At 33.7% G+C, this 13,020-nt stretch carries 12 protein-coding genes; 10 read left to right on the top strand and 2 right to left on the bottom strand.

Annotated features, from left to right (window positions below; genetic code table 11):
- The 5 genes from BLV68_RS04850 (at position 1) to BLV68_RS04830 (ending at position 5,720) form a co-directional block, all read left to right on the top strand.
- Positions 1–855 carry a YitT family protein gene (locus BLV68_RS04850; protein ID WP_093751395.1) on the top strand — a complete coding sequence of 285 codons (855 nt, stop codon included), beginning with the start codon at positions 1–3 and terminating at the stop codon, positions 853–855.
- Positions 856–869: 14 nt separating this feature from the next.
- Positions 870–1,697: a transketolase gene (locus tag BLV68_RS04845; RefSeq protein WP_200773649.1), complete on the top strand. Its 828-nt coding sequence runs from the start codon at positions 870–872 to the stop codon at positions 1,695–1,697.
- The gene (locus tag BLV68_RS04840) at positions 1,690–2,625 is read left to right on the top strand and encodes a transketolase family protein (RefSeq protein WP_200773648.1); all 936 of its coding nucleotides are present in this window, start codon (positions 1,690–1,692) and stop codon (positions 2,623–2,625) included. The genes BLV68_RS04845 and BLV68_RS04840 overlap by 8 nt, the downstream gene beginning before the upstream one ends.
- Before the next feature lie 117 nt (positions 2,626–2,742).
- Entirely contained in the window at positions 2,743–3,180 is a 438-nt protein-coding gene (locus BLV68_RS04835; RefSeq protein ID WP_093751391.1) for a protease complex subunit PrcB family protein, read from the top strand.
- A gap of 143 nt (positions 3,181–3,323) precedes the next feature.
- On the top strand, positions 3,324–5,720 hold the full coding sequence (locus tag BLV68_RS04830; RefSeq protein ID WP_234949842.1) for a Lon protease family protein: 2,397 nt from the start codon (positions 3,324–3,326) through the stop codon (positions 5,718–5,720).
- Between the two features lie 32 nt (positions 5,721–5,752).
- Here the strand turns inward: BLV68_RS04830 and BLV68_RS04825 are convergent, their stop codons facing one another.
- Together BLV68_RS04825 and BLV68_RS04820 are read right to left on the bottom strand one after the other, a co-directional pair.
- A complete protein-coding gene (locus tag BLV68_RS04825) occupies positions 5,753–6,940 on the bottom strand; it encodes a coenzyme F420-0:L-glutamate ligase (RefSeq protein WP_093751387.1) in 1,188 nt (395 codons plus the stop codon).
- A gap of 69 nt (positions 6,941–7,009) precedes the next feature.
- A complete protein-coding gene (locus tag BLV68_RS04820) occupies positions 7,010–7,591 on the bottom strand; it encodes a 5-formyltetrahydrofolate cyclo-ligase (RefSeq protein WP_093751385.1) in 582 nt (193 codons plus the stop codon).
- A gap of 185 nt (positions 7,592–7,776) precedes the next feature.
- Between BLV68_RS04820 and ftsE the strand changes: the two genes are divergently transcribed.
- The 5 genes from ftsE to BLV68_RS04795 all read left to right on the top strand — a co-directional run bounded on the left by ftsE (position 7,777) and on the right by BLV68_RS04795 (position 13,019).
- Entirely contained in the window at positions 7,777–8,472 is a 696-nt protein-coding gene (gene ftsE, locus BLV68_RS04815) for a cell division ATP-binding protein FtsE (protein WP_093751383.1), read from the top strand.
- Positions 8,447–9,349 (top strand): permease-like cell division protein FtsX, encoded by a 903-nt coding sequence (gene ftsX, locus BLV68_RS04810; RefSeq protein ID WP_093751381.1) that lies wholly within the window; start codon positions 8,447–8,449, stop codon positions 9,347–9,349. The genes ftsE and ftsX overlap by 26 nt, the downstream gene beginning before the upstream one ends.
- 17 nt (positions 9,350–9,366) lie before the next feature.
- Positions 9,367–10,506, top strand: coding sequence for a murein hydrolase activator EnvC family protein (locus BLV68_RS04805; protein WP_234949833.1), 1,140 nt, complete (start codon positions 9,367–9,369; stop codon positions 10,504–10,506).
- A gap of 98 nt (positions 10,507–10,604) precedes the next feature.
- Positions 10,605–11,828, top strand: a complete 1,224-nt coding sequence (locus tag BLV68_RS04800; protein WP_093751379.1) for a S41 family peptidase — start codon at positions 10,605–10,607, stop codon at positions 11,826–11,828.
- 255 nt (positions 11,829–12,083) lie between these two features.
- A complete protein-coding gene (locus BLV68_RS04795; RefSeq protein ID WP_159428614.1) occupies positions 12,084–13,019 on the top strand; it encodes a PDZ domain-containing protein in 936 nt (311 codons plus the stop codon).
- Position 13,020 lies beyond the last annotated feature (1 nt).

Genomic DNA, 13,020 nt, shown 5'->3' with positions numbered 1-13,020 from the left:
ATGGAAAAGGGAAAGGTGGGAAAATATTTATTAAACTTAATAGGAATAGCTTTAGGCGTATTCTTGTTGGCAATTGGATTAACCTTTTTTTTAGAACCCAATACCATTGCTCCAGGAGGAGTAACTGGTTTTGCTATTGTGTTTAAGAAGGTTACAGGCATCCCTGTCTACATAACCAATCTTGCAATAAACATTCCACTATTTATAATTGGGATAATGGTATTGGGGAAGAATTTTGGATGGAAGACCTTATATGCAACAGCCCTACTATCCCTATTTCTAAAGATTATACCTGCTCAAGCAGTTACTCAAGATTTACTGCTATCCTCCATATTTGGAGGTTTAGTTGCGGGTATAGGCTTAGGAATAGTTTTTAAGTTTGGTGGTACTACTGGAGGAACGGATTTAGCTGGTGCTATATTAAATAGGTTCTTTCCCACCTTAAGTTTGTCCACTTTCATGATGATGATAGATGTGGTGGTAGTAGCTTTTGCAGGCATCGTAGATAAAAAGGTGGAAACTTCCCTTTATTCTGTAATATCCATGTATATAACCGTTAAGGTTATCGACATGATATTAGAAGGAATTGGCTATTTAAAAGGATTTATAATTATTACTAGTAAACCCGAAGAGATAAGCCAAAGAATAATGGAGGACTTAGATAGAGGTGTTACCCTTTTTAAAGGAAAAGGAATGTATACAAAAGAGGAAAAGGATGTGCTTCTATGTGTAGTTAATAGGTATCAATTTACAAAGGCCAAGGATATAGTCTATAACATTGATAAAGATGCTTTCATTATGGTTACAGAAATGTCAGAAGTTTTAGGAGAAGGATTTGAAGAAATTAAAAAGTAATAGGAGGTATGGAAATGGAAAATTATAGTTACTTGGAAAATGTAGCCAAGAAAATTAGGATTAGTATAATCGAAATGCTAAAGGAAGCTAAATCTGGCCATCCTGGAGGCTCTCTTTCAGCGGCTGAAATTCTTACAGCCCTTTATTTCAAGGAAATGAATGTGGACCCTAAAAATCCCAAGTGGGCTGATAGGGACCGATTCGTCCTATCCAAGGGACATGCTGCACCGGTGCTTTATGCTGCTTTAGCTGAAAAGGGATATTTCCCTAAAGAGGAGTTATATAGGCTTAGAAAAATAGATTCTATGTTGCAAGGCCATCCTGACATGAAAGGTACACCGGGAGTAGATATGACCACCGGTTCTTTAGGCCAGGGCTTAGCAGTTGCAAATGGAATGGCCTTAGCAGGAAAACTTGATGGAAGAGACTACAGGGTATATGTTTTAATTGGCGATGGAGAATGTCAGGAAGGTATAATCTGGGAAGCTGCCATGTTAGCAGCCCATTATAAACTTGACAACATTACTGTTTTTTTAGACCATAATGGATTGCAAATTGATGGGGCCAATGAAGAGGTAATGGATATAGAGCCTATAGATGAAAAATTCAAATCCTTTGGCTGGCATGTAATGAAAATTGATGGGCACTCCTTTGAGGAAATATTCAAGGCTCTAGATGAAGCTAAAAATATTAAGGGCAAGCCCTCCATTATTATAGCTAAAACCGTTAAGGGAAAAGGGGTGTCCTTTATGGAGAATGTAGCAGAGTGGCATGGCAAGGCACCTAATGAAGAAGAAACATTGAAGGCATTAGAAGAACTAGGAGGTGGGATAAATGGCTAATATGGTAGCAACTAGAGATGCCTATGGTGAAGCTTTGAAGGAATTAGGAGAGAAAAATAATGATATAGTGGTGTTAGATGCAGATTTATCAGGTTCAACTAAAACTATCGTTTTTAAAAAAGCCTTTCCAGAAAGGTTTATTAATGTGGGAATTGCAGAACAGAGCTTAATTGCAACAGCAGCAGGATTAGCAACAGCAGGTAAAATTCCTTTTGCAAGTACCTTTGCGGTATTTGCTTCAGGAAGAGCTTTTGAAATAATAAGGAATTCCGTATGTTACCCAAAACTAAATGTAAAAATAGCAGCAACCCATGCGGGATTGACGGTAGGGGAAGATGGTGCGACCCATCAGGCTTTAGAAGATATAAGTATAATGAGAAGTCTTCCAAATATGGTAGTTATAAATCCTGCCGATGCTGTGGAGGCAAAGCAATGTATTTATAGGGCAGCAGAATATGATGGGCCTGTATACATTAGATTGGGAAGAAGTAAGGTACCAGTAATATTCGATGAAACCTATAGGTTTGAAATAGGTAAGGGAGTAGAGTTAGTAGAAGGTAATGATGTAACCATAATTGCAACTGGAATAATGGTTGAAAAGGCATTAAAGGCTGCTGAAGAATTGGGTAAAGAAGGTGTTTCTGCAAGAGTCATCAATATATCCACTATCAAACCAATAGATGAAGAGATAATCATTAAGGCAGCAAAGGAGACTAAGGGAATAGTTACTATTGAAGAACATAGTATAATTGGAGGATTAGGTAGTGCTGTAGCAGAAGTATTGGTAGAAAACTATCCTACCCATCTAGAGAGAATTGGTGTCGAGGATACTTTTGGTGAATCGGGAGATGGCAATAAGCTCCTTGAAAAGTATGGGTTAAATGAAAAGAATATCATCGATAAAGCAAAGAGAATATTATCAAAATAGCATTTTAGATAATATAATATAGCACCAGCATATTTTGGTGCTATATTTTTTCATAAATACATAAACCAATCTCTCCAAGAATAGGATAATATAAAAGGTAAGGTTGGAGGGATGGAGTTGAAAAAAAAATATATGTTTGGAATAATCATAATATTGATTTTAGGGGCCCTTTTTGTTCCCAAAATATTAAGCAAGGAGGATAAAAAGGTGAAATTCAAAGTATTGGAATCATCTGAAATACCAGAAAAAATAAAGGAAATACTTCCTAAATACTTATCTGAAGAAAGAGCTATAACTTGTAGATTAGGTGATGAAATATATGTATTAGTGACAAGAGGAGAAAAACAGACCGGGGGCTATACTGTAAATGTGGACAAAATCATCATGGAAAAGAAGAACAAAGATGATTTTGATTTAGTAGTTTATGCCAAGTTTAAAGATCCAGATGCTAATGACATTGTAACCCAGAGTTTTTCATATCCTTTCACCATAGTAAAAACGAACTTAGATAAGATGCCTGAAAGCATCAGATTAGAAGTAGATTATGTGAAATAAAACCGATTATGGCGCCTAATAGGCGTCTTAAATTTTATAGGTATCTATGAAAAAAGTTAAGTTCGATTAAATAGTTAATAAAAATATTTTACGAACAATTAGAATGTACCATGAAACAAACTGGGTATATTATTTTAAAGGGGGTGGAATATTTGGATAAGTATTTAGTACCTGTAGAGAAGCTGAAGAAAAAATGTGATCCTAATCTATTTGAATATGATACAACAGAGTATTTACCTGCATCAAGAGAATTAATTGGGCAAAATAGAGCTATGGAGGCCCTAAAATATGGACTTTCCATCCAAAGAAAGGGGTATAATATTTATGTTTCAGGCTTAACAGGGACTGGAAGAAATAGCTATTCTTATCTAGTTGCTAAGGAATTTGCAGAAAAGAGGAAAGCTCCTAAGGATTGGTGCTATGTATTCAATTTTAAAAGGCCTAAATGTCCTAAAGCAATAGGCATGGAGCCAGGACAGGGGAAAGAATTTAAGAAAGACGTGGAACAGGTAATAAAAGCTATAGGTACAGAAATTCCCAAAACTTTAACTTCTAAGGAATATGAAAATAATAGGAATTTATTATATACGACTCATCAAAAAAGAGCCCAAAAGATAATAAACGAATTAAACGACTTAGCTAAACAATATAATTTTATTTTCAGACATACTGAAAAGGGAATATTGAGTATACCGTTAATAGATGGTAAGCCTATGACCGATGAGGAATTAGAACAATTATCGGAATCTAAAATTGAAGAACTGGTTAAAACTTCCAACCAATTAAACCAAAAGGCTTACGATTATGTTGAAAGGATAAAGGAAGTAGAAAAGGAATATTTAAAGGAAATAAGAGAGTTAAGAGAGGTAAATGTACTAAAGGTTTTAAACAATCATATAGACCTTCTCATAGAAAAATATAAGGATAATGAGGATATATGTGAATATCTTAATGATATGAAAATGGATATAGTGAAAAATTATGAAATGTTCATGAAAGAAGAAGAGAAAGAATATTTAGAAACCATATTTACACCAGTTGATAGAAAAGAAGGTTTTATGAAAAGGTACCAAGTAAATCTATTCATAGATAACAATGGGAGAAAGACTGCTCCAGTAATAAGGGAGATGAATCCTACTTATTACAACTTGTTTGGAAAGATTGAGTATGTGAATGAATTTGGTGTATTAAAGACAGACCATATGCGAATTAGACCTGGATCCTTACATGAGGCTAATGGTGGCTATATAATAATACAGGTAAGGGATATATTACAAAACCCTCATGCTTGGGAAGGGTTAAAAAGAGCTTTAACTACAGAAGAGTTGATTGTGGAAAACATAACAGGCCTAAATCTAATATCTGAAACATTGCATCCAGAACCTCTTCCCTTAGAAATAAAGGTTATAATAATTGGAGATTATTACCTCCACCAATTGCTATACACTTTCGATGATGATTTTAGAAAGCTATTTAAGATAAGGGCAGATTTTGATGTGGAAATGGAAAAAACGGAAGAAAATATTAAGAAGATAGGTTCTTTTGTAGCCTATCAGTGTAAAGAAGAAAATTTAAAGCCCTTTGACAAAACTGCATTGGCAGCTATAATAGAACGGAGTAGTCGTATTGCAGGGCATCAGAGCAAATTAACAGCAAAATTTAATGAACTAGTGGAGATAATTTATGAAGCCGATTTGTGGGCTAGTATGGATGGCAGAGATATAGTTAGTAGAGAAGATGTAATAAAAGCAATAGAGAAGAAAAACTATAGGAATAATACCTATGAAGAAAAGTTAATGGAATTAATGGAGCATAACACAATAATAATAGACACAAAAGGAGAAAAAATAGGTGAAATTAATGGATTGTCCGTAATAGATTCAGGCCAATATGCCTTTGGGAGACCAAGTAAAATTACTGTAAATACCTATGCTGGTAAAGAAGGTATTATAAATATAGAAAGGGAAGTAGAACAATCAGGCAGTATCTATGATAAAGGAGTTTTAATTTTAGGAGGTTATTTAGGAGAGAAGTATGCGAAAAAATTCCCTTTAACTTTAACTGCCAGCATTACCTTTGAGCAATCCTATAGCGGTATAGATGGAGATAGTGCTTCTAGCACTGAATTGTATGCCATGTTATCCAGTTTGGCTGAAATACCTATAAAGCAGTCCATAGCGGTTACTGGATCTGTAAATCAAAAAGGTCTAGTTCAGCCTGTAGGAGGAATAAATGAGAAGATAGAAGGATTTTATAAGCTTTGTAAATTGAAAGGATTAACAGGGGAAGAAGGGGTCATCATACCTTATCAAAACATAGATAATCTAATGCTGGAAGATGAGGTAATTGACACGGTAAAAAACGGCAAATTTAAAATATATGCTGTTAAAACCATAGATGAAGGAATCGAAATACTGACTGGAATAGAAGCAGGACAATTAGATGATAATGGCGAGTATCCTGAAGGAACAATTAATTATTTTGTTCAGGAAAAGTTGAGAAGCTATTATGAAATGAGTAAAGAAGGAGTTGTTGAATGATATTCAACAACTCCTTCTTAATATTTAAAGTATTATTCAGTAGCATAATTATCGAAATATCCTTGGATAAGGACTATTGGAGTCCCTTTATCCCCACTGCCACTAGTTAAATCACATAAACTGCCTAATAAATCAGTTAATCTTCTAGGTGTTGTACCAAGGGATTCATTATGGGATAATAGATTTGCATCCTTACTTGCAATTCGTTTTTTAGCAGCTTCTATGGCTTCTTCTCCCTTAAGGTCATTTAATTCAGTATCTGCTAAGTATTTTAACTTAACTTCATTTGGAGTGCCTTCTAAACCAGAAGTATAGCCAGGTGAAACTATGGGATCTGCTAGTTCCCAAATTTTAGCTACCGGGTCTTTAAAGGCTCCATCCCCATAAACCATCACTTCTACTAATTTTCCTGTTTTCTCCTTAATTCTTTTCTGTATTTCCTTTACATAATGTTGTGAATCTCTTGGGAATAGTTTAATTTTTGATTCCGTTGCCAAATTTGAACCTAGTAGACCATAATCTGGGTTATATCCACTACTATTATTGGGTTCAGTTAATATTTCATCTAATCCAAATACTATATTGGCACCAGCGTCCTTCAAAATCTTTTTAGTCCGTTTTCTATCATGAATATTGGCTACCAAAACATCATTTGTATATTTCAAAACTACTGTAGGGTCATTGGAAATATATATCTCTCCGCCATTTTCTGCAATTAAATCCTTATACAGTTTTACATAATCTATTCCCGTAAAAGGATGATATATCCTTTCTCCAAATAATTTCCTATACTCATTTTCGCTTAATGTATCAGTATAGGGATTTATATTAAGTTCATACATTTTATCTATATCCATCAATCTATTTCCTACTTCATCAGAAGGATAGTTAAGCAACAGATATATTTTTTTGCCAGTTAAAGCTATGCCCTTTAAAATAATTGAAAATCTGTTCCTGCTTAATATTGGGAATACAACGCCAATACTTCCAGGAAACTTTTTATTAATGTCCTGTGCAATATCTTCTGCAGTTGCATAATTACCTTGAGCCCTTGCTACTAAAGATTCGGTAATTCCAATTACATCTCTATGATTGATACTGAATCCTTCCTGTTCTGCTGCCATGAGCACCGATTCTACAACAATTTCTATTAAATCGTCCCCTTTTTTAACAATAGGAGCTCTTATGCCTCTTACCGTAGTGCCAACAGTTCTTACCATCTAAATTCCTCCTAGAATCTAATTTAACCATATATATTATAACATTATTTGTAATATAAAGATAATAAATTAGAAATTTTCTTTAGAACAATTTATTATCTTTTTTTCGGTAATGATGCAATTAACGGGTATATCATAAATGTCAACGGGAATCTTTTCTGCAATTTGTAAATCAAAACACAAACCTATTTTAAATAATTTATCGTTTTTATTAAAGAATCGGTCATAATATCCGCCACCATAGCCTATACGATAGCCATCTGGAGTAAATACTACCCCAGGCACCAATACCATATCTATTTCTTTAGGATCCACTTCTCTAATATACTCCTTTTTAGGAGTTAATATGTTGTAATATCCCAATTCCAATTCTTTATCGAAATCGTATAACTCTGAAACTAATAGCCTTCTTTTTTCGGGGACAGTGATGGGGACCCCTATCCTTTTACCTAAATTTAAAGCTTCCTTTATTATATTGTGGGTATCAACCTCATCTCCAAAGCTTATAAAAGAAAATATGAATTTAGATTTTTTGAATTTATCTAACCCCATTAGTTTTTCTTTAATTATATTGGATTTTTCTCTTATCTCCTCTTCTGTTAGTTTACTTCTCTTTTCCAATATTTCCTTTCGCATTGCTTTTTTATCCAAAATTACCACCCTTTACTGTTTATTTATAGTCTAGCTTATATTATAATATATAATTAAGCGAATATGTAAATTAGGATTGAAATAATAAAAGGATTTCTAAATTTAAAATAGAATAGTTAAGTAATTATGTTATAATCATAATATACAGATTATGTAGAATTTTTAATACATAGAGGTGAAAACTTTTGATAAAGTTTGTCAATGTAAGCAAAGAATATAAAAATGGAGTAAAAGCTTTGGTTAATATAAATCTTACTATATCTAAGGGAGAATTTGTTTTCCTAGTTGGGCCTAGTGGAGCAGGAAAGTCTACTTTAATAAAGTTAATTTTAAAAGAGGAAGATCCAACGGAAGGAAGGATTTACTTAAATGATATGGATATTACAAAAGTGAAAAATAGGAGAATTCCCTACATAAGAAGGAATGTTGGAGTAGTTTTTCAAGATTTTAGATTATTACCAAATAAAACGGTATATGAGAATGTAGCCTTTGCTATGGAAATAATAGGGGCACATCCTAAGGATATTAGAAGAAATGTTCCTATGGTTTTAAGTATGGTTGATTTAAGTCAGAAAGCTCACTGCTATCCCCATGAACTTTCTGGAGGAGAACATCAAAGGGTGGCAATATCCAGAGCCATAGTCAACAGCCCTCCTATTTTAATAGCAGACGAGCCTACGGGGAATTTAGACCCGGATACAGCTTGGGAGATAATGAAAGTATTAAGGGATATTAATAGAAGAGGAACCACTATACTTATGGCAACTCATGCTAAAGACATAGTAGATGTTATGAAAAAGAGGGTTATTGCCATTGAAGGAGGCAGGATAATTAGAGACGAAGAGAAGGGTGTGTATGAGCATGAGCTTTCGAATTCTTAAGAATATTATCAAGCAGGGATTTCAAGGAATGTGGAGGAATAGAGGAATGGGACTAGCTTCCATTAGCTCTATTACTGCAGTATTGGTAATCCTTGGTTTGGTTCTAATAATTATTTTGAGCATAAATAATGTGGTAATCGATACCAAGAATAAATTTGATGAAGTGCAAATATTTCTAACTGATGGAATTACAGATGAACAGAGAAGCAAGATTGAGAATGAGGCTAAGAATACCCAAGGGGTTTTATCAGTAGTATTTCAAACAAAGGAACAGGCTTTGGAAATAATGAAGAGACAGTGGGAAGATGATGCTTATCTATTGGAAGGTTTAGAAACAAATCCTCTACCCGATGCTTTGATTGTTCAGTTAAGGGATATAGAGTATGCTGATTTAGTAGTGGACAAGGTAAAAGGTCTTCAGGGAGTAGAAGAAATTAAATACAATAAGGATATTATAGATAAACTGGTACTATTTGCTAATTATATTAGAGCGGGAGGACTAGTAGTAGTTGCTATTTTAGTGTTTGTCTCGGTATTTATTATATCTAATACCATAAAGATAACTGTAACTGCAAGGCGAAGAGAGGTAGACATTATGAAATACGTAGGAGCTACTAATGGCTATATAAGGGGACCTTTCATTATAGAAGGTTTACTCTTTGGGCTTATTGGAGCCATGATATCCATTTTAATTATAAATTATGGGTATGGCTATTTCTTTAACAGGGTAAATGATAGGCTTTATGTATTATTTACCGTATACTTAGTATCGCCTAAGGTGTTGGTAAAGGATATTGCTATCATCTTCTTAGCAATAGGTTCGGGAATAGGGACTTTAGGTAGTTTAGTTTCTTTGAAGCGTTTTTTAGATGCATAAAAAGGAGGTTGGGGATTTTGAGACATAAGAAGAGAAAAATATATTTTATCATTGCCCTAATGTTAATTTTTAACTATGCTTTGGTTTTTGCAGATAATTCTTTAAACGATTTAAAAAAGAAGCAAAAAGAAACACTGCAACAGATGGATAAAACAAAAGAGGAAATTAAAAATTTACAGAATCAGGCTAAAGATGTTAGCAGCCAAATAGATGAATTGGACAGGCAAATGGATCATGCAGCAGTAGAGCTTGAGAAAGTGGAAAAGGAATTGGAGGAATTAAACCAAGCTATAGATAAAACATTGAAGGAGTTAGAAGAAGCAGAAAAGAAGATAGAAGGAAAACAAGATGTTTTTAATTCTCGTTTAAGGGTAATGTATAAAAATGGAAATGTAGGTTACTTAGAAGTATTGCTATCGTCTGCAGATATAAGCGATTTTTTAACTAGAATGGATATGATACAAGCAATAGTTGATCATGATGTGGAGCTTTTAAAGTATATGAAGGAACAGAGGGATATTATAGATGCTAAGAAGGTTCAACTTCAGGCGCAAAGAGCCTCCGTTGAGGTTACAAGGAGTAAATTGGAGGAAAGGAGATCTGAATTAGCAAGAGCCACTAGGGCTAAAGAATCCTTAATGGCGGAATTAGAAAAGGATATAAAGAAATATGAGGAAGAATATGATAAATTAAACAAGTTAGCGAAGGATATTGAGTCAGAAATAGTAAAAAGGCAAAGGGTGGATGGTCCCTATTCTGGTGGAGTTATGGCTTGGCCAGTACCAGGGCATACTAGGATTAGCTCTCCCTATGGGTATAGAATACATCCAGTATTTAAGACTAAAAAATTACATACGGGAATCGATATTCCTGCATCTACAGGAACTAAAGTAGTTGCAGCAGCTGATGGTACTGTAATATATTCGGGCACTTTAGGAGGATATGGGAAAACAATAATGATAGATCATGGAGGAGGTATTGTCACACTATATGGACATAATTCCTCGCTGGTGGTAAGTGAAGGGACATCGGTGAAAAAAGGCGATACAATAGCAAAAATAGGTAGTACTGGCATATCTACAGGCCCACATTGTCATTTTGAAGTTAGAAAGAATGGTTCATATGTAGATCCTATACCTTGGCTAAAGGGGAATTGATTCCCCTTTTTTATTATCTTTCTTTGGTCCTTTTATGGTATAATGTTTGAGTAGAACTAATACAATAGAATACATATCCATAATATAGAGGTGAGAACATGTCTAAAAAAAGAAACATAACGTTGGTAATAATATTGATCATATTTACAAATATTATTACCTTTGGAGCAACCAACTTATTGACCATTAGATTCAAAGATAGAGTTATTCTACCAGCAAGTGAATATGAACAGCTTATGTCTTCGTATAGAAAATATTCTAAGGTTATGGGGTTGGAAAATTATATTAAAGATAATTACCTTAAGGTTGTAGATGAAGATAAGCTTATGGAAGGGCAATTAAAAGGGTTATTCCAAGCCCTAGAAGACCCTTATTCAGTATATATGACTGAAGATGAATTTAAAAGTTTTACAGAACAAACTCAAGGAATATATGGAGGAATAGGAGTAATAGTAACACCTGGCGAGGACAATCTAATAACTGTGGTATCTCCCATAGAAGGAACTCCAGGCGAAAGAGCAGGCATTAAAACGGGAGATAAGATTATCAAGGTGAACGGTGAAGAATTTACAGCAGATAGGATGGATCAAGCTGTAAAATTGATGAAGGGTGAACCCAAAACAAAAGTAAATATAACCATTTTAAGGAAAGATAAAGATGGCAAGAATGAGTATATAGATTTAGAAATAATAAGGGAAGAAATTAGATTGGAGACGGTTAAATCGGATATAATACAGGACAATATTGGGTATATTAAGATAACCTCATTCGATGAATTAACTTATGATGACTTTAAAAAGGATTTAAACAATCTGATGAATAAAGATATAGCAGGTATTATAATAGATTTAAGGAATAATCCTGGTGGACTATTAAATGTATGTGTGGATATAGCAGATGAGCTACTGGGAGAAGGGGTAATAGTATATACAGAAACTCGACATGGAGAAAGGGTTTATGAGAGATCGGATAAAAGACATGTAGATATTCCCTTAGTAGTGTTAGTAAATGAAGGTAGTGCCAGTGCATCTGAAATATTAGCAGGAGCTATTAAGGACCATAACAGAGGAATTCTTATAGGAAGCAAAACATTTGGCAAAGGGGTTGTCCAAAGGATAAGAGAATTATCTGATGGTTCTGGTTTTAAATTAACAGTATCTGAATACTTTACTCCAAATGGCACCAATATTCATGGCGTAGGGATAGAACCAGATATAGTTGTAGACTTGCCTGAAGATATACAGGAAATAGGAGTAGAAAACTTAAAAGAAGATACACAATTACAAAAGGCCATAGAGAAGATTAAAGATATGATTCAATAACTTTTTAAACCATTGTAAGGGAGCAATGATATGCATTATCTATTACAAATTGTATATTATTCCATATACAATGTATTTAATATTTTAAAATCTCCCCTTTTATGGGTTGTTATCGGGGTTATATATATTCAGTATAGAAAATATGGAAAAATGGAGGAGGGGATCCTAGGTTGTTATAAAGTTTCCCCTTTTCTAAATGTATTACTATCCACTATATATGGATTAATAGGAGGCATATTAGGAAGTATTTTATTAATGTACTTCGGCATAACTATTAGGGCTATGGATTTTTATTTTATTCTGCCATTAGCTTTATTTTTATCCTTAATTCATCCTAGATTCATTTGTTTTTCATATGCTGGTGGAATTATTTCCATTATAAGTCTTATATTTGGATGGCCTGAAATTAATATAAGTGAAATAATGTTTATAATTGGAGTGCTTCATTTGGTAGAAAGCTTTTTAATCCTTGTAGATGGGAAAAGTAGTAAAATACCAGTCTTTATGGAAAGAAGAGGGGAAATAGTAGGTGGTTTTTCCATGAATAGGTTTTGGCCGGTCCCCTTTACCATACTTATTAATTCAGGATATTTACACCCAGTAACCGTATTTGCCATATTGGGTTATGGTGATTTTGTCCTTTCCAATTTTCCAGAAAAAAAAGCTAGAATAACTGCTAGTATGCTTTCTCTATTTAGCTTAACTTTACTGATTTTAGCAAGACTATCTCGGGAATACTTTATTTTTAAATACTTGGCAGCTATCTTTTCACCTGTAGCTCACGAAATAATAATAAAGATAGGAAGAAAAATGGAAGAAAAGGATTATATTTTTACTTCTGTAGATGAGGGGTTAAGAGTATTGGACACATTGCCAAAAAGTATTGGTGAAAAAATAGGACTTAATCCTGGTGACATTATATTAGCTTTAAATGGATGTAGGGTATATTCTAATAGAGATATCGAAACTTTGCTTTTCTTTAGACCAAAATACATCTGGATGGAGGTTTATGACTTAAATAAGAGGTTTGTAACAAAGGAGTACAAAGATTATCAGAATGGCATTAGTCACTTAGGAATTGTTGTAGTTCCCAAAATTCCAGAACAGATTTTTATAGTAGAAGAATCCATTGCTCCTGTAAATAAGCTTATCAAAAATTTTAAAAAGAGAAGATGTAGAAATAAAAATTAAT

The sequence above is a fragment of the Tepidimicrobium xylanilyticum genome (assembly GCF_900106765.1).
GTDB lineage: Bacteria > Bacillota > Clostridia > Tissierellales > Tepidimicrobiaceae > Tepidimicrobium > Tepidimicrobium xylanilyticum.
The sequence above is the reverse complement of the archived record's forward strand: the minus strand, read 5'-3'. Positions and strand labels throughout refer to the sequence as shown.

Bases quoted from the DNA above. Each gene is read 5' to 3' on its own strand.
- BLV68_RS04845 (WP_200773649.1), top strand. From the start codon at position 870: ATGGAAAATTATAGTTACTTGGAAAATGTAGCCAAGAAAATTAGGATT.
- BLV68_RS04840 (WP_200773648.1), top strand. From the start codon at position 1,690: ATGGCTAATATGGTAGCAACTAGAGATGCCTATGGTGAAGCTTTGAAG.
- BLV68_RS04800 (WP_093751379.1), top strand. From the start codon at position 10,605: ATGTCTAAAAAAAGAAACATAACGTTGGTAATAATATTGATCATATTT.
- ftsX (WP_093751381.1), top strand. From the start codon at position 8,447: ATGAGCATGAGCTTTCGAATTCTTAAGAATATTATCAAGCAGGGATTT.
- BLV68_RS04795 (WP_159428614.1), top strand. From the start codon at position 12,084: ATGTACTTCGGCATAACTATTAGGGCTATGGATTTTTATTTTATTCTG.
- BLV68_RS04825 (WP_093751387.1), bottom strand. From the start codon at position 6,940: ATGGTAAGAACTGTTGGCACTACGGTAAGAGGCATAAGAGCTCCTATT.
- BLV68_RS04850 (WP_093751395.1), top strand. From the start codon at position 1: ATGGAAAAGGGAAAGGTGGGAAAATATTTATTAAACTTAATAGGAATA.